Origin of the sequence: Maribacter arcticus (assembly GCF_900167935.1) — a bacterium.
GTDB lineage: Bacteria > Bacteroidota > Bacteroidia > Flavobacteriales > Flavobacteriaceae > Maribacter > Maribacter arcticus.
The window spans coordinates 128966-149805 of the sequence record NZ_FUYL01000004.1; the positions used below are offsets into that span (position 1 = coordinate 128966).

Sequence of the window (20840 nt, forward strand, 5' to 3'; positions counted from 1 at the left end):
ATAATTTATAACGCAAAAAAGTGGGCTACAAACCCACTTTTTCTACAATATGTTCTATGGTTTATTTGATAAACTGAATCTCTTGTGTTTCTTCAACCGCAGTGGTATTTAAGAATCCTTGATCCTCCATCCACTGATCACTATATATTTTGCTCATATAACGAGAGCCATGATCAGGAAAAATAGCAATTACATTACTGTTTTTATCAAAAGTATTCAATTCGTCTAATTGCTTAATAGCTTGCATTACCGCACCACATGTATATCCTGCAAAAATACCTTCTGTTCTAGAAATTTCTCTAGCCGTATGTGCACTTTCAGCATCGGTGACCTTTATAAACTCATCTATAATAGAAAAATCGGTCGCTCCTGGAATCAAATTTTTACCTAAACCTTCAATACGGTAAGGATAAATTTCATTAGTGTCTAATTTTCCAGTTTCATGATATTTCTTCAATACTGAACCAAAAGCATCAACACCAATAACTTTAATATTAGGATTTTGCTCTTTCAAGTAACGTGCTGTACCAGAAATAGTACCACCTGTTCCACTACACGCAATTAAATGGGTTATTTGCCCACCGGTTTGTTCCCAAATTTCAGGACCTGTAGATTTATAGTGTGCCTCCATATTCAATTTGTTGAAATATTGATTGATATAGATGGAGTTTTTTGTCTCTTTATGTAATCTTTTTGCTACTTCGTAGTAAGACCTAGGGTCATCAGCACTTACATGTGCAGGACACACATATACCTTAGCACCCATAGAGCGAAGCATATCAATTTTATCTGGAGATGATTTTGAACTTACAGCCAAAATGCAATCGTAACCTTTAATGATACTAGCCATTGCAATACTAAAACCCGTGTTACCAGAAGTTGTTTCAATAATGGTACTACCTTCGGTAAGTAAACCTGCTTTTTCTGCTTGCTCAATAATATGAATCGCTATTCTATCTTTAGAAGAATGACCTGGATTAAAAGCCTCGACCTTTGCGTAAAAATTACCGGTTAGACCTTCAGCAATCTTATTCAATTTAACTAATGGTGTATTACCTACTAGCTCTAATATATTGTTGTAAGCCCTGATCTCATTTTTCATAAGGGGGATCAATGTTTAGTTATTTCTATTAACGAAATTTGTTAAAATTTCTGACGCAAAGCTACTATTTTTTTTCAACTATGCGATTATTCCTTCTAAATCTAAAAGAAAGGCGTATTCTTTGGCTACTTCACGTAAAGATTCGAACCTTCCAGAAGCACCACCATGGCCAGCCTCCATATTAGTATTAAGTAGTAATTGATGATTATCTGTTTTGAAATCCCTCAATTTGGCTATCCATTTAGCAGGTTCAAAATATTGTACTTGAGAATCATGCAAACCAGTGGTTACCAACATATTTGGATATTCTTGTGCAATAACATTATCATAAGGAGAATAAGACTTCATATAATCGTAATACTCCTTTTCGTTCGGATTTCCCCATTCATCATACTCACCAGTTGTTAGAGGAATAGAATCATCTAACATAGTGGTTACTACATCAACGAAGGGCACTGCTGCAATTATGCCTTTATATATATTAGGCTGCATATTAATAACGGCTCCCATAAGCAAGCCACCTGCCGACCCACCCATAGCATATAAATGCTGAGCACTAGTCATTTTTTGTTCGATTAAAAATTTAGAACAATCTATAAAATCAGTAAAGGTGTTTATCTTTTGTAATAGTTTACCATTATCATACCATCTTCGCCCTAAATACTCTCCACCTCTTATATGAGCAATGGCGTAAACAAAACCACGATCCAGTAAACTTAAACGAACACTAGAAAAATAAGGATCTATTGTAGCGCCATAAGAACCATATGCATATTGTAATAAAGGTGTATTTTCATCTAAGACCGTGTCTTTTCTATAGACCAAGGACATGGGTATCTTTTCACCATCGCGAGCTGTAGCCCACAGACGAAGTTCTTTATAGTTTTCCTTGCCAAACTTACCGCCGAGTACTTCCTGTTCTTTCTTGATATCCTTCGCTTTGGTACGCATGTTAAAATCGATGACCGAACTTGGTGTAGACATTGAATTATATGAATACCTTAAAATTTCAGTATCAAAATCAGGATTACTACCTACATAGGCAGTATATGTTTCACTTTGAAATGGTAAAAAGTATTCCTCAGTACCGTCCCATCTAATTATGCGAATCTTATTAAGTCCATTTTCACGTTCAGAAAGCACATAATATTCTTTAAAAATGTCGATATCTTCTAGTAACACTTCTTCACGATGAGGAATAAACTCTTGCCAATGTTCAGATGCGGTCTCTTCTTCCGAAGTCTGCATTAATTTAAAATTCTCGGCTTTATCCTTATTCGTTAAAATGTAGAAGTAATTCTCATAATGAAAAATAGTATATTCTAGACCTCTTTTTCTCTTAGAGAAAACCACAAACTCACCATCAGGATTATCTGTAGGTAAAATTTGAAACTCCGAAGTCAACGTACTAAACGAACCTATAACCAAATACTTTTTCGATTTGGTACGATATATAAAAGTACTGAACGTATCATCCTCCTCATGAAAAATCAGAACATCTTCAGAAGTAGGCGTACCTAGTTTATGCTTGTAAATTTTATCAGAACGAAGCGTAACTGGGTCTTTCCTCGTATAAAACAACGTCATATTATCATTTGCCCATACCCCACCACCTGTTGTATTTTCAATTTTATCTTCTAAAACAATACCAGTTTCTAAATTTTTTATCTGTAATGTATATTGTCTTCTTGAAACGGTATCTACACCAAATGCAGCTAATTTATTGTCTGGGCTGATAGCAATACCCCCAAGACTGAAATAATCGTGCCCCTTGGCCATATCATTACCATTGAACATTATTTCTTCTTCAGCGTTTAAATGCTGCTTAAACCTTGAATACAAGGGGTACTCACCCCCTATTACGTATCGCGTGCTATACCAATAATCATTTAATTTATAAGGCACAGAAGAATCATCTTCTTTAATTCTACCCTTCATTTCTTGAAATAAATTCTCTTGAAACTTTTTAGTATGCGCCGTTAGTGTTTCATAATAAGAATTTTCAGCTTCTAGGTATGAAATAACTTCTTTATCCTCCTTGTCATTAAGCCAATAATAATTATCCAACCGAACATCATCATGAATGATTAATTCTTTTTCTACTTTTTTCGCTATTGGCGGATTCTTATGACTCATATTAAGTTCATTATATAATAAGCATGCAAAAATAAGGCTAATTCGCAGATCCCCTTTTAGAATACCTAAAAACAAAAATGGGCTTCAATTTTATTATTTTTACATTCTAAATCTAAAAAATAAATTATGTTCGGAGATATGATGGGAATGATGGGGAAACTTAAAGAAACCCAACAAAAAGTAGAAGCCACTAAAAAAAGATTGGAAACGGTTACACTTGAAGAAAAATCAAATGACAATCTAATATCTGTAACTATTACAGCCAATAGACAGATAAAGAAAATATCAATAGATGACAGTCTTTTGGAAGACAAAGAACAATTAGAAGACTACCTCATCATGACTTTAAACAAAGCCATACAAAACGCCACAAATGTTAATGAAGCAGAATTAGCGGCTGTTGCAAAAGAAGGAATGCCCAATATTCCAGGTATGGATTCGTTATTCAAGTAAGATTGGCAAGTGTTTTGTACATAACCAATAAAATATAGATTATGAAATACGTTATCTTGTTATTTATGTTACCCCTATTCATTACTGCCCAGGCAGATTATGACAGTGTAGATGATACAAAATGGTTGACGGATTACGATACTGCTATTTCAAAAGCGAAGAAGCAAAAGAAAAATGTACTAGTCTATTTTACAGGAAGTGATTGGTGTCCCCCATGCAAAATGCTGAAAACTGATTTATTTGACACCAATGAATTTCAAGAATTAGCAGACAATTATATTCTACTTTATGTCGATGTACCTAGAAATAAAGATTTGCTATCAGAAAAACAGTTTACTCGCAACAAAGAATTGCTTACCAAACTAAACAAAAGAAAGGTTTTCCCTCTTTTAAAAGTTTTAGATTCTAAAGGAAAGGAAATTGACGAAATATCTGGTTATAGTATGAATGGCGTAATAGATTCGCATCTACGACTATTAAAAAACAACAAATAACATTAAGTTTTACGCATAAAAAAAGGCTTACATAATGTAAGCCTTTTTCATTTCTATTATAATAAAGATTAGTTATTAATTAATCTAAATTGAGTTCTTCTGTTCGCAGCATGCTCTCTTGCAGTGCAAGAAACACCGTCTTTACATCTGTTTAACAATTTAGTTTCACCGTAACCATTTGCCACTAAAAGACTAGAGTTTACACCCTTAGTAATTAAGTAATCAGCAACAGCCTTAGCTCTTCTTTCAGAAAGATCTTGGTTAGAAGCTGCACCACCTTGAGAATCTGTATGTGAAGCCAATTCGACTTTAACACCTGGGTTTTGGGCCAATACAGGTAACAACCTATTATCGATTAAGTTTCTAGCTTCTGCAGTTAATGTAGCACTACCAGACTCCCAGTTAATAGGTAACGCTTGGTACTCAACTAATGCACACTCTACTTCTTTCCAAGTTGTTAATCCACCTTTTTCCTTTAAAACTTCTTTTGTGATAGTTGTTGATTTAGCAGGAACAGTTACTTCTGTCGTATAAGCATCTTTATCTAATACCGTTTTAGTAATTTCTCTGTACTCAGCAGGAATAATTTTCTCAACAACAGTTGCTGGAGAAATTAAAACTGTTTTTGTATATGATCCATTTTTAGAACCTATTGCAGTACTAGTTGTAGAAGCATCATTTGAAAGAACTTGAGTTGAAACTGTCTCGAATTGTGCAGGATATCCTTTATAACACCAGTATCTACAATCATCTGGGTTACCTGACTCACAATCAGGAGCCGCAACACCTAATTCCCATTGAGCATAAGCAGGCTTAATTTCTAGAGTTTGTGTACTAGGGGAAAACGCAGCAGGTATCACTTGTAAAGAATTTCCACCAGCTTTAGACACGTATGTTACTGTTTCAGTTCCCCATTTTGCAGGAACTACGGTAAGTACTTTCTCTTCTTCCTTAATTAATACTCTCTCTGTTATTGTTTTAAAAGTAGCAGGAACTGTCTTAAGCACCTTGTATGCCGGATTTGTTGTGATTGTGGTTGATTCGTTCACATAGACATCAGGTGTTGTACAGCGCACATAACATTTACCTGGTTCAGGATTTGATGGCAAATCTTGAGCCATTGCAAAAGAAGCTGAAAATGCAACTGCTAAGAATACTAATTTTTTCATTTTGATAGTGTTTAAAATTTATTAATGGTTATTTATTAAGATTGTTTTGAGGAATCTGATTTGGTTGATTGATATTCGAATTAAGTTCCAATATGAAACCAACTACCCGATTACCTCAATTACTAAGACACATTATTATTCAGAAGGTCACTAAAATCGAGAGGAATTATTATTTACCTTTAAGGATATGATAAAAATTGATAAAAAAAAAGACGGCAAATTTGCGTTTAAATTAAAATCTACGAATGGTAAAACCTTGTTTAAAAGTGTTTCATTTTCGAGCAAAGAAGATTTAGATAAGACCTTAAATGATTTTAAGGACCTAAAAGATACTAGAACTAAATTTTTTGAAAGAAAGACAAATACCGAAGGTAAATTTCTTGTAGAGTTAAAAAACCAAAACGGCATGACGATAGGCTCTAGTGGACTTTATACTTCAGAGGCAGGTATGGAGAACGGGATTTTAAATATTTCTAATAGTCTTGAGCTAGGTCTTCAATAAGTTTAAAACGCAGCCAATTGTTTTAATAATTCATCGTGCATTGCATCTGTATAGTCTAAATGAGTGACCATTCTTAATTTACCTTGTCCCATACCGATGATTAAAATATCCTTTTCCTTAAGTTTATTGACAAAAGTATCGCTAGTCATAAAAGACTCATCTATTTCAAATATGACAATATTGGTCTCAATTGGCTCCACCTTTTTTATAAATGATTTTACCAACAATGCTTTCCCAATTTCTTGGGCTTTTTTGTGATCTTCTGCCAATCGTTCAATATGATTATCTAAGGCATAAATAGCCGCAGCAGCTAAAAATCCTGATTGACGCATTCCGCCACCAAAAATTTTTCGAATTCGAATTGCCTTATCCATTTGTTCTTTGGTTCCCAATAACAATGAACCAACTGGACAACCAAGCCCTTTACTCAAACATACGCTAATAGTATCAAATAATTGACCATACTGAAGTGTTGTCTCATTTTTTTCAACTATCGCATTCCATAAACGAGCACCATCTAGGTGAAAGCCTAAATGATGTTCATCACAAACTTTCCTTATTTTTTCAAGTTCTTGAAAATTCCAACATGTTCCGCCGCCTTTATTTGCAGTATTTTCAACACAAACTAAGGTAGTTAACGGACTATGATAAAAGTCTGGTGGGTTTATTACCGATTCTACTTGAGCAGCTGTCATTGTACCCCTACTGCCATCTACCAGTCTACAAGAAACACCGCTATTGAAACTTACTCCACCGCCTTCATAATTATAGATATGGGCATATTTATCACAAATAAGTTGTTCACCAGGTTGTGTATGTAATTTAATAGCCGTCTGGTTAGTCATTGTGCCACTTGGAAAAAATAAAGCAGATTCCATACCAAAAAGCTTAGCTACTTTTTCTTCTAAAGCATTTACCGTGGGGTCTTCTTTAAAAACATCATCACCTACAACTGCCGACATCATAGCATCTAACATACCAGGTGTTGGTTTTGTTACCGTGTCACTTATAAGGTTTATTTGCATTACGCCCTTTTAAATTTATATTAGTGAAAACAACCCATTCCTATAGGAGAACCATCAGGAATTTTGGGTGAAGGTATCACTTTGAACAATTCTGGATGCTCATTAAACTCTTTTATTCTTTTAATCATTTCCGCATATATTGCATTGCTTCCTGAATCTTTGGCTAATTGAAAACTCAACTCTTTCAATTTCTGTGATGCAATGGCATTTACCTGAGGATGTACTTCGGTATGACCTGCCAAGTTCATGATATGAAACAGCACTCTAAAATTAATCGTTGTTTGGGCTTCACTTAAATAAGCATCTTTATGCTTATTATTAATTGTAGTTGAAATCAACTCATTGATAACCTCTTCTAATCCCAGATTATTTCCGTCAATTGCCTTTTGCTGAATAAGTCTCGAAGCACGCTCTGGATGTAATAAAAACAATAAAGTCATATCAGATGCTGTTTCTACCGCCGATAATGCATCAAAAGAAACACCTGTTTTACCATTTATCGATTCTCGAGTTCTTGGCGTTCCAAAAGCACGTGGAGGAAACAAACTCAATTTATCTTTTGGTATTGCAATTTCGGTAGCGTCCAAAGTTTTTAAAACGCTTTTTAGCGCTTCTTGCTGCAAAGCCCTATCTGCAATGGCAACAGTTTGTTGCCCGTCACCTTTAACTGCGTAGTTATATTCTAAGCCTCCGATAATTTTTGCTACACCTTCTGTTTGATATCTATGAAAAAAATAAAGTGGCACAAAAACATCTTCTAAAACGGAATATGGAGTGCCATCTTGAATATTATCAACAGAAAAATTATTGATTGCCGTTTTACGAATTTTCAGCATCTCATCTAATTCCTTACTAACACTGGTGCCATTATCCCATAAATGGGCTAATACATGAGCACTACCTTGAGGTCGGGCATCTTGATCGGTAATGTAACGAAGTCCGTCTGTTTTCGCCTTATCCAAAATGGCATTCAAACCTTTCTTTTCATCATCTTTAGAGAAATTTTGATATGAATAAGCAACCGTCACTTTATCCCAATCACCTATTCCTGTTTCGTAAGCTTTTGAAAAATCTATTTCCCCGTTAACTAATGAAAACTGCGGATGAGGGTAATCCATAACCGATGACTTATCTGTAGTACTAGCGGCATAATTATGAGCAAACCCAAGCGTGTGTCCTATTTCGTGGGCAGACAGTTGACGAATACGTGCAATCGCCATATCTAACATTGGCTGGTAATTATCATCACGTTCAGCAAAAGGTTTATTCATTAAAGCCTGCGCGATTAAAAAATCTTGTCGTATTCGTAAGCTACCAAGACTAACATGACCTTTAATTATTTCACCCGTTCTAGGATCAGTGATACTGCTACCATAGCTCCATCCTCTTGTAGATCGATGAACCCATTGAATTACATTGTAACGTACATCTAAAGGATCTGCATCATCTGGCAACATTATTAATTGAAAGGCATCTTTATAACCTATGGCCTCGAATGCTTGGTTCCACCAACGACCACCTTCTAAAAGAGCAGATCTTACAGGTTCTGGTGTTCCATTATCTAAATAGTAAACAATTGGTTCTACCGCTTCACTAATTTCTTGATTAGGATTCTTTTTTGCCAATCGATGCCTTGTAATAAATTGTTTAAGAATCGGTGATTCTACGGGTGTAGCATAATCATAATAAGAAAAAGGATAAGAACCACTTCTTGGATCGAACTCTCGCTTTTCAAAATTATCATCTGGTAATTCTATAAATGAATGATGTTCGGCTACAGTCACCAAACTTGCATTAGGAGTAACGCTTCTAATATAATTACCTGTAGGCTCTCCTTTAAATGTCATCGTAACATCGAATTCTACATTTTTTGGAAAAGCTTTTGTTCTATCTAAATCAAATGCACTTTTTGATTTATCTAAACTATACGACCCTTGCTGGGCACGTTTTAATCTCTCAGAAACCCCATGGGCATCTTGCATTAAAAAATCGGTTATATCGATAATATAAACTCCGTTTTTCTCCTCTTCAATAGGAAAGCCAAACAATACCGATTTAGCAAATGCCTGTTCTACAGATTTTCGTTCCAAGACATTATCAGTAATGGCTCTATATTTTAAATTCGGTTGCACAAGTAGTAATTTATTGCCTGCTTTTTTAAAAAAAACAACTTGTTCATTACCCAATTGTCCACGATCTAAACCTATATCATTACTTCCAATACCACTACTTAAAGAGTATACATATAAAAACTCTTTATTTAAATCATTTACTTCTAGATAGATTTTATCCTGACTTTCATCATAATAAAAGTCATATAGTCCTTCGTATTTAACAAAATCTTTCTTCTTATCACTGAACTGAGCAGATAACATATTAAAGGATAACAAAGCAAATGCTAAGAGGAGTACATAATAATTTTTCATTCTCTTTTAATTTCTCCTAAAAGTATATAAAATCTAAGTAAGGATAAAATCAACTTAAACACAAAATTATAAATATCATTCTTGTTAAAAAAGCCATCATATTATTACAGAATAGGGAAAAAATTTAAAGATTAATATTAATATGATACTAATCATTTACAATTTATCATGTACCTTTTAACAAAACTATGTCTATGGCCAACATTGAAAATCAAATCTTTTCTTCTTATCAAAAAAATCCAGAATTATACGATGAAATATTTGATAGTGAAGGAAAAATTAAAGAGGTATATCAAAAATTATTTGATATATATGGTGAACATTCTATAAGTGATTATGTAAACCTAAATTCGAAAGCAAAAGCCTCTTTTTTCAATCAGGGAATTACTTTTCAGGTTTATGGCGACAACGATGTTCAAGAGAAAATTTTCCCTTTTGATTTGTTTCCGCGAATTATAGATCCTGATGAATGGGATATTATAGAACGAGGTTCTATTCAAAGAAGTAAAGCTTTAAATTTATTTCTATGGGATATTTATCACGATAAAAAAATACTTAAGGATAAAATTGTACCCATAGATTTAATTACCTCTTCTGCCAATTATTTAGATCAAATGAACGGAGTTAATCCTCCTGGTGGAATATATAATCATATATCAGGCACTGATGTCATTAAACATAAAGATGGTAAGTATTATGTATTAGAAGATAATATTAGATGTCCGTCTGGGGTAAGCTATGTCATATGTAACCGAACCGCTCTTAAAAAAGCACTATTCGGAGTTTTTAATCATTACCAAACCCATACGGTAACTAATTATGCTGAAAATCTATTAGAACTATTAGAATCCGTTAAACCTAAAGGAGTAGATGTTCCCAACGTTGTGGTTATTACCCCTGGCATGTTCAACTCTGCCTTTTACGAGCATTCATACCTAGCAAAAACAATGGGTGTAGAATTAGTAGAGGGCCGTGATCTTTTCGTAGAAAACGATTTTGTTTATATGAAAACAATAAAAGGTCCAGAAAAGGTTGATGTTATCTACAGAAGAATAGATGATCAATTTATTGACCCGTTAGAGTTTAGACCAGATTCCGCGCTTGGTGTACCAGGTTTATTCGCTGCATACAAAAAAGGTAATGTGACATTGGCAAATGCACCTGGTACTGGCGTAGCAGATGACAAGGCAGTATATACTTATATGCCTCAGATTATAAAATACTATCTAAATGAAGAGCCTATATTAAACAATGTACATACCTATCACTGCAGCAGACCAGATGAGTTGAAGTATGTTTTAGAACACATTCACGAGCTTGTAATTAAACCGGTTGATGAAGCGGGTGGCTATGGAATTTCTATTGGGAATACGTTGACTAAAGAAGAAATAGAAAAGGTTAAACTTGAAATTAAGGAAAGTCCAAGAAAATATGTAGCACAACCAATCATGTCACTTAGCGTTCACCCTACATATATAGATGAAACAGAATCTTTTGAACAGCGACATGTAGATTTAAGAACATTCACTATTCTAGGAAAAGACAAAGAATTTGTACTAAAAGGTGGACTCACGCGAGTGGCGTTGAAAAGAGGTAATTTAATTGTAAACTCCTCACAAGGAGGTGGTTCTAAAGATACCTGGGTACTAAAAAAATAACAAAAAATATATGCTAGCAAGAGTAGCCAATAATTTATTCTGGATGGGGCGTTACATTGAACGCTCTGAACACATTGCACGTTATTTAAACGTGAATTATTTTTCATCTTTAGATGCGCCAAATGTAAAATCACAAGATAGGCAGTTCGTTTTACGATCCATGTTATTTATGCTTGGTGATCCTGAAAAAGATGACGCAAAAATATTAAAGGAAGAAGATGTTCTATTTAGTATTGGATTAGATACAAACAACCCGTTTTCTATAATTAGCACCGTAAAGCTTGCCAGAGAGAACGCTAATAGCGCACGTGATTTAATATCCACTGAATTATATGAAGCCATAAACAAATTTTACCACTTTGTTCTTAATTATCCTAAGGGTGTCTTTGTTAAAAATGGACTTCATGATTTCACAAGTAATATTGCAGAGATGACTGCAATATTGCGCGGAAAAATAAGAGGAACCTTGTTGCATGATTCTGTTTACGCCATTATTATGATGGGAATAAATATCGAAAGAGCAACCCAGATTACGAGGATGATCAACTCCAAGTACAACGATGCATTATTATCACAAGGAAGTCATGGAGATAAATTTAGTAAAAGTTTCGAATGGACAACCTTATTGAAATGCGCAGAATCTTATGATATGATGCGTAGGTTTTACAAAAAAACCCCAACAAGTATTTCTACCTTAGAGTTTTTAATTCTGAATCCAAATTGCCCTAGATCAGTTATGAATTCTTTAAATCAGGTAAATGAACATGTACGTATATTAAATCCTGAAAAGAGGTATAATAAAGAATCTACAGGTTTTTTAATAGGAAGGGTACGCGCCGAATACGAATTTAAATATATAGAAGAAATAGAAGTGGATATTAAAGCGTTTATTGAAAATATTCTGGACAGTCTCGTGAAAATAAGCGACAAAGTTGACGAAGAATTTTTTAACTATTAAAACCTTTAATTAAGGTATCTTTGGCTACTATGTCAAATGAATACAAAATCACCTATAAGACTGAAAATACTTACGATAATTGGGTTAATAATGCCTATTGGCAATTCTTAATCATACCAATGGAAAATGACACTCAACATGATGTCAATGTTGAGTTTTCGAATTCATTATTTGCAGATAATGATTACTCTATAAATGGATTTGGATTTAAAACTATTCGAGTTCATCCCAAAATCAAATTCAAACAAATAAATTTTGAAGCACAATTCAGTTTTATAAAAGATGATATAGATCCTTTTGATTTTCCCTTAGATTTAGACGATACACTTGCGAATGAAAGAATAAAAGAACTAGATTTCAAAATAGACTTTGAGTCCTTTTTAAAAAGAACGCCGCTAACATCGCTACCAGAGGGCACATCTACTAATTTTGAATTTAATTCAGCAAATTCCATTTTTGAAAACCTACAGAATTTAAATGACTGGACTTTTAATTATATTCAATTTAAAGCAGGTGTTACTCAAGTAGATACTGAATTAAAGGATGTTATTGCCTCACGACAAGGGGTATGTCAAGATTTTACGCATCTTTTTTGCGCAATGTCTAGAAAGAACGGAATACCTGCACGTTATGTTTCAGGATATTTGAATCAAGAACATGGACTTATAGGAGATTCGCAAATGCATGCATGGGCAGAAGTTTACATTCCGTTGGTTGGATGGAAAGGCTTTGACCCAACCAATAATATCATGGCGAACACAAACCATATAAAGGTTTGTCATGGTAAAGATTATAAAGATTGCGCACCTTTAAAAGGAATCATTTATTCTCAAGGGCAAAACAAAACTAAATATAGCGTAAAAGTGCAAAGTCAACAGCAGTAAAATAACTTTCCAGTTTACTCAAAAGAGTATTATTTTTACCAAAATTTAATTATATGAACGTAAGTACAGACCACTACAAAGGTCTTATAGATCGCCTTGGTGCGTTGAGGAGGTATCTTTGACATCGATGCGAAATTAATAGAAATAGAGAACGAACAAGAAAAAACCTTGTCACCTGATTTCTGGAATAATCCACAGGAAGCACAGGCGCATATGAAATTTATCCAATCTAAAAAACAATGGGTAGATGATTATAATGCGGCAGAAATGCTTATTGCCGAATTGGAAGTATTGATAGAATTTCAACAAGAGGGAGAAGTTTCAGAAGAGGAAGTCGAACAACAATATGAGAAGGCTCTGAATACCCTTGAAAAGATGGAATTCAAGAATATGCTTTCAGAAGAAGGTGATGAACTACCAGCAGTACTTCAGATTACAGCAGGAGCCGGCGGTACTGAAAGTTGTGATTGGGCAGCAATGCTTATGCGCATGTATATGATGTGGGCAGAAAAGAATGGTTATAAAATCAAAGAACTTAACTATCAAGAAGGTGATGTAGCTGGTATTAAAACGGTTACCTTAGAAATTGATGGCGAGTTCGCTTTTGGCTGGTTAAAGGGTGAAAATGGTGTACACAGATTAGTTCGTATATCCCCATTTGATAGTAATGCCAAAAGACATACCTCTTTTGTATCTGTATACGTATATCCATTAGTAGATGATAGTATTGAAGTAGATATAAATCCTGCAGATATTACTATTACTACAGCTAGATCAAGTGGTGCCGGTGGCCAAAATGTAAATAAGGTCGAAACGAAGGTTCAATTGACGCACCATCCTACTGGTATTCAAATTTCATGTTCAGACAGCAGAAGTCAGCATGATAATAGAGCTACGGCTATGAAGATGCTTAAATCTCAATTATATGAGATTGAACTGAGGAAGAAAATGGAGGCAAGACAAGAAATTGAATCCTCTAAAATGAAAATAGAATGGGGTTCTCAAATTAGGAACTACGTAATGCATCCATATAAGCTTGTAAAAGATGTTAGAACTGGTGAAGAAACAGGAAACGTTGATAATGTTATGGACGGGGATATAGACCAGTTTCTAAAAGCCTTTCTAATGATGATGGGGCAAAAAGAGGAAGAATAGTATTAGCTTTTCCTATTCTTAAAATCGAGAGATGGGAAAAGTTATTTACTTTAAATAACTTTATTTATTACCATGATTAAAATATACCATAATTCAAGATGTAGAAAATCTAGGGAGGGACTTGCTGTTTTAGAAAATTCTGGCAAGAAATTTGAAGTTGTAAATTACATGGAAGATATACCTACCAAAGATGAGCTTAAAAATATCATACGTTGTTTAGATATTAAACCAATAAACCTGGTTAGAAAATCTGAAGCGATTTGGAAAGAGAAATTTAAAAGTTTGACCCTATCTGATGAAAAAATAATAGAAGCAATGATAGCATATCCAAAACTAATTGAAAGGCCTATTGTTATTAATGGCAATAGTGCTGTTATTGGTAGACCGGTAACGAATATAGATTCATTATTAAATTAGGCTTTACACCTAATTATAATGTATTAACAAATAATTAACCATTTACGGTTAAACCAAATTAAAATTTTATAATCAAAGCACATGAAAAAAGCAATGAAATGCAGTAGTATCAGATTTTTCATAATACTGTCAATACTTTTAGGAAGTTCTGAAATTTACGCACAGTATGGTTACGGCGGTGGTGGCTATGGAGGAAGAGGAAATTACGGTTATGGTAGACAAAGAAGTGCCATACCCCAAGCACAGGAAACACAAAAAGAGCCTGAACCGAAAACAGCTGAGCAATTAGTTGATGGTGAAATGCCTAGAATTAGTGAAGCCCTTGCTTTAAATGATTTTGAATATGCTGTTTTAAGTTCAGTTTTAAAAAAGTATGTACAAGAACGTATTGAAGCTCAAATATTAAAATTGCCTCCCGAAAAAATGCTTGAAGTTTATGAAAATATTACAAAAAGGCAAGATGAAGAATTAAAAGCTGGTTTACCATTAGAAAAATATGAAGCATTTGTAGCCATGCAAAAAGAAGGTGTTGCCAAGACTCTAAAGAAGTCGAAAAAAAAGAAAAAAGAAAAACGAAAGAAAACTAAAAACTAACTTAATGAAAAAACTTTTCCCATTACTCTTACTCCTAGTACTATCATTTAATTACACAAATAGTCAAAGACCGGGAGGAGACCGGGAAAAGAGTTCCATTCAAATTACAGGCAAGGTTCTAGAGCAAGGAACCGATATTCCCTTAGAGTACGCTACCTTGGTTCTACAAAGTGTTAGCGACCCTAATAAAATTACCGGAGGTATTACTGACATTGATGGTAATTTTAATGTGGAGAGCGAACCTGGGAACTACAATATAAGCATTGAGTACATTGGCTACAAAACCATAAAAAAACCGAATCAGTCCTTTACTAAAAACACAGATTTAGGTACTATTAAACTTTCATTTGATGCTGCCGAACTCGATGCTGTGGAAGTGGTAGCAGAAAAAACTACTGTTGAAGTGCGTTTGGATAAAAAAGTCTATAACGTTGGTAAAGACCTCACTAACAGCGGTGCGAATATTAGTGATGCACTTTCCAATATACCCTCTGTTACTGTTGACGTAGATGGCGCGATTGCCTTACGTGGAAATGGAAATGTACGTATTCTGATTAATGGCAGGCCTTCAGCCTTGGCTGGTTTTGGTTCAACAGATGCTCTAAGACAACTTCCTGCCGATGCGATTGAAAAGGTAGAGGTAATTACCAGTCCATCAGCTAGATATGATGCCGAAGGTACCGCAGGAATTTTGAACATCATTTTAAAAAGAGAAAAAACTTTAGGGTTTAATGGATCTGTAAACACTACTGTTGGTTTTCCAAAAGCAAGCTCAATAACTTCCAATCTTAATTTCCGAACAGATAATTTCAACATTTTTAACACTATTGGTTATCAATATAGAGAAGGTCCTGGTAATGGGTATTCCGATAATTTTTATAAGGACACCATTTTAGGAAATTTAGATAGAATTATAGAGGATAGAGATATTGATAGACTTAATAAGGGGATAAACATAAACCTTGGTGTAGAATATTTTATGACAAAAACCTCGTCAATTACAGCTAGTGCTTTTGGGCGTTTTTCTAACGGTAAAGATGTGACAGGAAATAGCACCATAAGGTTTATAACACCAAATCTAGACAGTAGAACCTTTCGGCAAGAAATTGAAAATGAAGACGATAAAAGCTACCAACTTTCTTTAAATTATATCAACAACATTAATGATGAAGGTCATAAATTAACAGCTGATTTTCAATACTCCGCAGACAAAGAGGTAAAACCTACTACTATCCAAGAAAATAACACATTTCCTGATACCGAACTCTTAGCTCAAGAAAACATTTTCGAAACTGAAAAACAAAATGAAGTCCTGGCACAGGTGGACTATGTACTACCAATCGGAGATGCACAATTCGAGGCTGGATATCGCGGGAATTTTGAAGAAAGTGATACAGATTATCAGCTAAACGAACTTAATTTAGATTCTGGTGAGTTTGTTACCAATAATGGTTTAACCAATCGTTTTATATATACCCAGAATGTTAATGCGGTCTATTCGCAATATGGAAACAAGTATGGTGATTTTTCATTTTTACTTGGTCTTAGACTAGAAAACACGCAACTTAAAGGGGATGTGACCGGAGTAGATTTAGAAGCATTACAGGAAATACTTGGTCCTGGAATTGATTTAAATTTTAATAATAATTACTTAGGCCTGTTTCCCACCCTAAACCTTATTTACGAACTCAATGAAATGGAGAACATTACACTTGGGTATAATCGAAGAATTAACAGGCCAAGAGGATACTTCATCAACCCTTTTCCTTCACGAAGTAGCCGTACCAATATCTTTCAAGGAAATCCTGACTTGGCACCAGCTTTTGCCAACGCCTATGACCTAGGATATCTTAAACGTTGGGATAAATTGACCTTAACGTCATCTATCTACTTTCAGAAAGAATCGAATGCATTTGAACGAATTCAAGAAACAACAGGTCAGACCACTACCGATGGTATTGAGATTATACGTTCCTTACCCATAAATTTATCTACTAATCAACGTATTGGTTCTGAAATAGGAATACTTTACAATCCAAAGAAATGGCTACGCTTAAATGGTAGTTTTAATTTTTTCCAATTTAATACTGAAGGTATTTTTAATGACGTGGATTATGGCGCAAAAAACACAAGTTGGTTTTCACGTTTTAGTTCTAAAGTAACCCTTCCTGGAAAAGTTGATTGGCAAACGAATGCATTCTACAGAGGTCCTTCCCAAAATGCACAGACTGATAGTAAAGGAATTTTTTCTTTGGATTTGGCATTTAGTAAAGATGTTTTTAAAGATAATGGCACAATCTCCCTTAATGTAAATGATCTTTTAAATTCTAGGAAAAGAAGGTCTTTTACTGAAACTGAATTTTTTACTTCTGATAGCGAGTTTCAATGGAGACAAAGACAATTCACTTTATCTTTTATTTATAGAATAAATGAAAAGAAGAAAAATAATAGAGGTGGTCAACGTGGTGGTGGTGGTGATGAAGAATACGGAGACTAGTCAAGAAAAAAGTAGATAGAAAATAAAAAAAGAAGCCAAATGGCTTCTTTTTTTTATTTATGCTTCTCTTGCGGCTTTCTTTTTGTCGCGTCTTTCTTTTAACAATTCAATTATGTTTCCTCCTAACCAGTAAGGAACAACAAATAATAACAAAAACATCATTAGCCAAAAACCTATTGTTAAAATGGTCAAAAAAGCTAAAAATCCTAAATATTGGTCAAAATCAAACATATCCTTATCCTTATATATTGCAAAGATACCATAAACGAATTATTTTTTGCAAACGTTATGCAAAATTAATTTCAATATTCTCAACAATCTTGTCACCATAAAAATAAATGTAAACCTTATTTTTGAAGCTATTTAATAAGTTAACTTAAGATTCATTAAAATATAAAACCATGAAATTTAGAATCGAGAAAGATACTATGGGTAATGTAGAAGTACCCCAAGATAAATATTGGGGTGCTCAAACCGAGCGCTCAAGAAATAATTTTAAAATTGGCCCGGTTGCATCAATGCCGTTAGATATCGTATACGGATTCGCCTATTTAAAAAAATCGGCGGCATATGCTAATTGTGAACTTGGCGTTTTAGCAAAAGAGAAAAGAGATTTAATTTCACAGGTATGCGATGAAATCTTAGAAGGTAAGCATGATGACCAATTTCCTTTGGTTATTTGGCAGACAGGTTCTGGTACACAAAGTAACATGAACGTTAATGAAGTTGTTGCCAACAGAGCTCATGAAATTGCAGGTAAAGTAATTGGTGAAGGGGAAAAAACAATTCAGCCTAATGATGACGTCAACAAATCGCAATCATCAAACGACACATTCCCAACAGGTATGCATATCGCTGCCTACAAAAAGATTGTAGAAGTTACTATACCAGGCGTAACACAGCTAAGAGACACATTACATAAGAAAGTAAAAGAATTTAAAAACGTGGTTAAAATAGGGCGCACACACCTTATGGATGCCACTCCACTAACCTTAGGTCAAGAATTCTCTGGTTATGTATCTCAATTAGACCACGGTTTAAAAGCGCTTAGAAACACACTGGAGCATCTTAGTGAACTAGCACTTGGTGGTACTGCAGTTGGAACAGGGCTAAATACACCAGAAGGTTATGATGTACTAGTTGCAAAATATATTGCAGATTTTACTGGATTACCTTTCATCACCGCCGAAAATAAATTCGAAGCATTGGCTGCTCATGACGCTATCGTTGAAAGCCATGGAGCCTTAAAACAACTAGCTGTTTCATTGAATAAAATTGCTAATGATATTAGAATGATGGCTTCTGGTCCGCGTTCAGGAATTGGTGAAATCATTATTCCTGCAAATGAGCCAGGTAGCTCGATAATGCCAGGCAAAGTAAACCCAACACAATGTGAAGCATTAACAATGGTTTGTGCTCAAGTAATGGGTAATGACGTTGCTATTAGTGTTGGTGGCACTCAAGGTCATTATGAACTAAATGTTTTTAAGCCGATGATGGCGGCTAACATTTTACAATCTGCTCAATTGATCGGTGATGCTTGTGTAAGTTTTGAAGAAAATTGTGCTGCAGGTATAGAGCCTAATCATGAAGTAATTAAACAACTATTAAATAATTCTTTGATGCTAGTAACCGCGTTAAACACTAAAATCGGTTATTATAAAGCTGCAGAGATTGCAAACACTGCACATAAGAATGGTACAACCTTAAAAGAAGAAGCTGTTAATTTAGGATATGTAACCGCTGAAGATTATGATGACTGGGTAAAACCAGAAAATATGGTTGGTAGTTTAAAAGACTAAACTTAATATCTATAAAATAAAAAATGGCGACCAAATTGGTCGCCATTTTTATATTGTAATCTAGAACTACTATTTTAATTCGAATTTAGAAGTACCCAATAATTTTAATTGGTCATCATATACATTTACCATATAGTTACCATCTTTAAAATCACCAGATGGCTTATTGATATAATCACATACATCTAAAGATTTGTTTTCAAAATAGAAACTTGTCTCTTTGCTATAGGTAATAGAAGCACCATTATCATTAGTTTTAGAATTACTTCCACCAAGAATATTTCCTTGTGGATCTAAAACTTCTAAATAAAATTGTCTATCACCAGCTTGAGCTATTACGTTATCTGCAACAGTAAAACAAATTTTAAACTTGTCAGTTGCTTTAGCTCTTTGCGTAGAAACCATTTTACCACTGTTACGTTCTTTTACAGCATCAACATTGAATTTAGATAAGTTCAATGCAGAACCCTTCTCAACTACTTGAGCTAAGTTCGTATTCTGTACCACCAATGAATCATTAAAAACAGTTTGCTTTTCTAATTCAACGTATGTACTATCACGTTGCATTGCAATCATTGAGTTAGAACGAGTCAAAGAATCAACTTGTTTTAATAATTGCTCTCTTTCAGCCTTAAGAACACCAACTTGTCTTCTATATCTTGACAAAGTTCCAATATCTGCTTTCATTGTTTTTACAGAATCAATATATTTTGCAATATTGTCTCTTGCGCTAACTAATTCTTCGTTAGTAGCATTACTCTCTAAAATAGCTTTATCATACTCTGATTTTAAGCTATTTAAATCTTCAACTACTAATTCTTTTTCTTTGGTAAGTACAACCTCAGTCTTCTTCTTATCTTGATAAAGACTAACGGTGTAAATGATAGTACCTAAAAGCACAACCCCTAAAAGCGCGGTCAAAACCTTTAAACCATTGTTATTTTTTGTTTCAGTCATAATGTTAAATTTAATAAAGTGTCTGTTTGTTCAGTGTATATACGTTTAGTTTTAACATTTAGATTTTTTGATGTTAAATTAATTTAAGCCACGCTTTTTCACTATTCAGAATAGCATATCTTAGAACCAGTAAACCTTTAAAAATCGACCATGTTAACTATAGTTCCATACGAGTCTAAATATACACAAAACTTTAAAGAGCTTAACCTAGCTTGGATTACCGAATATTTTATAGTGGAAGAAAAAGACAGAGAACTATTAGACAATTGTGAATCTTCAATTATAAAAAAAGGCGGATATATTTTTATAGGTTTATGGAACAATGAACCTGTTGGCTGCTTTTCTCTCCTAAAAATAACTAAATTTAATTTTGAGCTAGGGAAAATGGCCGTAAGCAAATCGCACCAGGGCCTTAAAATCGGACAAGAATTATTAGTCTTTGCCATAGATTTCGCGCGAAATAAAAATTGGAATAAACTACTATTGTATTCAAGCACTAAACTTGACACCGCTCTGCATATATATAAGAAATTAGGATTTAAAGAGGTGCCATTAGAGAATAATATTATCTATCTTAGATCGGACATTAAAATGGAATTAAAACTTTAAAT

General features: G+C 34.1%; 19 protein-coding genes. 12 read left to right on the top strand and 7 right to left on the bottom strand.

The window, feature by feature from the left end; all coding sequences use genetic code 11:
• Positions 1-61: 61 nt before the first annotated feature.
• Both B5X55_RS07700 and B5X55_RS07705 read right to left on the bottom strand, forming a co-directional pair.
• Positions 62-1102 carry a cysteate synthase gene (locus tag B5X55_RS07700; protein WP_079512042.1) on the bottom strand — a complete coding sequence of 347 codons (1041 nt, stop codon included), beginning with the start codon at positions 1100-1102 and terminating at the stop codon, positions 62-64.
• A 78-nt stretch (positions 1103-1180) separates the two neighbouring features.
• On the bottom strand, positions 1181-3238 hold the full coding sequence (locus B5X55_RS07705; RefSeq protein WP_079512043.1) for a S9 family peptidase: 2058 nt from the start codon (positions 3236-3238) through the stop codon (positions 1181-1183).
• A gap of 126 nt (positions 3239-3364) precedes the next feature.
• Between B5X55_RS07705 and B5X55_RS07710 the strand changes: the two genes are divergently transcribed.
• Together B5X55_RS07710 and B5X55_RS07715 are read left to right on the top strand one after the other, a co-directional pair.
• Positions 3365-3691, top strand: coding sequence for a YbaB/EbfC family nucleoid-associated protein (locus B5X55_RS07710; protein ID WP_079512044.1), 327 nt, complete (start codon positions 3365-3367; stop codon positions 3689-3691).
• A 41-nt stretch (positions 3692-3732) separates the two neighbouring features.
• On the top strand, positions 3733-4185 hold the full coding sequence (locus B5X55_RS07715) for a thioredoxin family protein (RefSeq protein WP_079512045.1): 453 nt from the start codon (positions 3733-3735) through the stop codon (positions 4183-4185).
• 68 nt (positions 4186-4253) lie between these two features.
• Here the strand turns inward: B5X55_RS07715 and B5X55_RS07720 are convergent, their stop codons facing one another.
• Positions 4254-5354, bottom strand: coding sequence for an OmpA family protein (locus B5X55_RS07720; protein WP_079512046.1), 1101 nt, complete (start codon positions 5352-5354; stop codon positions 4254-4256).
• A gap of 187 nt (positions 5355-5541) precedes the next feature.
• Here B5X55_RS07720 and B5X55_RS07725 point away from each other — a divergent pair, with 187 nt between their 5' ends.
• Complete coding sequence (locus tag B5X55_RS07725; protein WP_079512047.1) at positions 5542-5856, top strand: YegP family protein; 315 nt, start codon at positions 5542-5544, stop codon at positions 5854-5856.
• A gap of 2 nt (positions 5857-5858) precedes the next feature.
• Here the strand turns inward: B5X55_RS07725 and B5X55_RS07730 are convergent, their stop codons facing one another.
• Positions 5859-6881: a threonine aldolase family protein gene (locus B5X55_RS07730; RefSeq protein WP_079512048.1), complete on the bottom strand. Its 1023-nt coding sequence runs from the start codon at positions 6879-6881 to the stop codon at positions 5859-5861.
• 20 nt (positions 6882-6901) lie between these two features.
• On the bottom strand, positions 6902-9307 hold the full coding sequence (locus B5X55_RS07735; RefSeq protein WP_079512049.1) for a zinc-dependent metalloprotease: 2406 nt from the start codon (positions 9305-9307) through the stop codon (positions 6902-6904).
• A 194-nt stretch (positions 9308-9501) separates the two neighbouring features.
• Between B5X55_RS07735 and B5X55_RS07740 the strand changes: the two genes are divergently transcribed.
• From B5X55_RS07740 to B5X55_RS07770, 7 genes are all read left to right on the top strand, one after another.
• Positions 9502-10965: a circularly permuted type 2 ATP-grasp protein gene (locus B5X55_RS07740; protein ID WP_079512252.1), complete on the top strand. Its 1464-nt coding sequence runs from the start codon at positions 9502-9504 to the stop codon at positions 10963-10965.
• Between the two features lie 10 nt (positions 10966-10975).
• Positions 10976-11923: an alpha-E domain-containing protein gene (locus tag B5X55_RS07745; protein WP_079512050.1), complete on the top strand. Its 948-nt coding sequence runs from the start codon at positions 10976-10978 to the stop codon at positions 11921-11923.
• A 29-nt stretch (positions 11924-11952) separates the two neighbouring features.
• Positions 11953-12807 carry a transglutaminase-like domain-containing protein gene (locus B5X55_RS07750; protein WP_079512051.1) on the top strand — a complete coding sequence of 285 codons (855 nt, stop codon included), beginning with the start codon at positions 11953-11955 and terminating at the stop codon, positions 12805-12807.
• 53 nt (positions 12808-12860) lie between these two features.
• Positions 12861-13962 (top strand): peptide chain release factor 2 gene (gene prfB, locus B5X55_RS07755; RefSeq protein WP_234999691.1). Its coding sequence is split into 2 segments (ribosomal slippage): positions 12861-12926 and positions 12928-13962, totalling 1101 coding nucleotides; the frame shifts between segments, so codons are not numbered across the junction.
• 72 nt (positions 13963-14034) lie between these two features.
• Positions 14035-14379, top strand: coding sequence for an arsenate reductase (glutaredoxin) (arsC, locus tag B5X55_RS07760; protein WP_079512053.1), 345 nt, complete (start codon positions 14035-14037; stop codon positions 14377-14379).
• An 81-nt stretch (positions 14380-14460) separates the two neighbouring features.
• Entirely contained in the window at positions 14461-14973 is a 513-nt protein-coding gene (locus tag B5X55_RS07765; protein ID WP_234999692.1) for a hypothetical protein, read from the top strand.
• 4 nt (positions 14974-14977) lie between these two features.
• Positions 14978-17470: a TonB-dependent receptor gene (locus B5X55_RS07770; RefSeq protein WP_079512054.1), complete on the top strand. Its 2493-nt coding sequence runs from the start codon at positions 14978-14980 to the stop codon at positions 17468-17470.
• A 57-nt stretch (positions 17471-17527) separates the two neighbouring features.
• Here B5X55_RS07770 and B5X55_RS18860 read toward each other — a convergent pair whose 3' ends face one another.
• On the bottom strand, positions 17528-17701 hold the full coding sequence (locus B5X55_RS18860; protein ID WP_091609002.1) for a hypothetical protein: 174 nt from the start codon (positions 17699-17701) through the stop codon (positions 17528-17530).
• Positions 17702-17871: 170 nt separating this feature from the next.
• Between B5X55_RS18860 and fumC the strand changes: the two genes are divergently transcribed.
• The gene (gene fumC / locus B5X55_RS07775; protein WP_079512055.1) at positions 17872-19272 is read left to right on the top strand and encodes a class II fumarate hydratase; all 1401 of its coding nucleotides are present in this window, start codon (positions 17872-17874) and stop codon (positions 19270-19272) included.
• A 69-nt stretch (positions 19273-19341) separates the two neighbouring features.
• Here the strand turns inward: fumC and B5X55_RS07780 are convergent, their stop codons facing one another.
• Positions 19342-20229 carry a DUF8428 domain-containing protein gene (locus B5X55_RS07780; RefSeq protein WP_079512056.1) on the bottom strand — a complete coding sequence of 296 codons (888 nt, stop codon included), beginning with the start codon at positions 20227-20229 and terminating at the stop codon, positions 19342-19344.
• A 150-nt stretch (positions 20230-20379) separates the two neighbouring features.
• On the opposite strand from B5X55_RS07780, the gene B5X55_RS07785 reads away from it, so the two are divergent.
• Entirely contained in the window at positions 20380-20838 is a 459-nt protein-coding gene (locus B5X55_RS07785; protein ID WP_079512057.1) for a GNAT family N-acetyltransferase, read from the top strand.
• Positions 20839-20840 lie beyond the last annotated feature (2 nt).

Coding starts and splice junctions, on each gene's coding strand:
- B5X55_RS18860 (WP_091609002.1), bottom strand. CDS start 17,701: ATGTTTGATTTTGACCAATATTTAGGATTTTTAGCTTTTTTGACCATT.
- B5X55_RS07735 (WP_079512049.1), bottom strand. CDS start 9,307: ATGAAAAATTATTATGTACTCCTCTTAGCATTTGCTTTGTTATCCTTT.
- B5X55_RS07740 (WP_079512252.1), top strand. CDS start 9,502: ATGGCCAACATTGAAAATCAAATCTTTTCTTCTTATCAAAAAAATCCA.
- B5X55_RS07720 (WP_079512046.1), bottom strand. CDS start 5,354: ATGAAAAAATTAGTATTCTTAGCAGTTGCATTTTCAGCTTCTTTTGCA.
- B5X55_RS07750 (WP_079512051.1), top strand. CDS start 11,953: ATGTCAAATGAATACAAAATCACCTATAAGACTGAAAATACTTACGAT.
- B5X55_RS07765 (WP_234999692.1), top strand. CDS start 14,461: ATGAAAAAAGCAATGAAATGCAGTAGTATCAGATTTTTCATAATACTG.
- B5X55_RS07700 (WP_079512042.1), bottom strand. CDS start 1,102: ATGAAAAATGAGATCAGGGCTTACAACAATATATTAGAGCTAGTAGGT.
- B5X55_RS07730 (WP_079512048.1), bottom strand. CDS start 6,881: ATGCAAATAAACCTTATAAGTGACACGGTAACAAAACCAACACCTGGT.
- B5X55_RS07745 (WP_079512050.1), top strand. CDS start 10,976: ATGCTAGCAAGAGTAGCCAATAATTTATTCTGGATGGGGCGTTACATT.
- B5X55_RS07770 (WP_079512054.1), top strand. CDS start 14,978: ATGAAAAAACTTTTCCCATTACTCTTACTCCTAGTACTATCATTTAAT.
- B5X55_RS07710 (WP_079512044.1), top strand. CDS start 3,365: ATGTTCGGAGATATGATGGGAATGATGGGGAAACTTAAAGAAACCCAA.
- B5X55_RS07780 (WP_079512056.1), bottom strand. CDS start 20,229: ATGACTGAAACAAAAAATAACAATGGTTTAAAGGTTTTGACCGCGCTT.
- B5X55_RS07715 (WP_079512045.1), top strand. CDS start 3,733: ATGAAATACGTTATCTTGTTATTTATGTTACCCCTATTCATTACTGCC.
- B5X55_RS07785 (WP_079512057.1), top strand. CDS start 20,380: ATGTTAACTATAGTTCCATACGAGTCTAAATATACACAAAACTTTAAA.
- fumC (WP_079512055.1), top strand. CDS start 17,872: ATGAAATTTAGAATCGAGAAAGATACTATGGGTAATGTAGAAGTACCC.
- B5X55_RS07705 (WP_079512043.1), bottom strand. CDS start 3,238: ATGAGTCATAAGAATCCGCCAATAGCGAAAAAAGTAGAAAAAGAATTA.
- arsC (WP_079512053.1), top strand. CDS start 14,035: ATGATTAAAATATACCATAATTCAAGATGTAGAAAATCTAGGGAGGGA.
- B5X55_RS07725 (WP_079512047.1), top strand. CDS start 5,542: ATGATAAAAATTGATAAAAAAAAAGACGGCAAATTTGCGTTTAAATTA.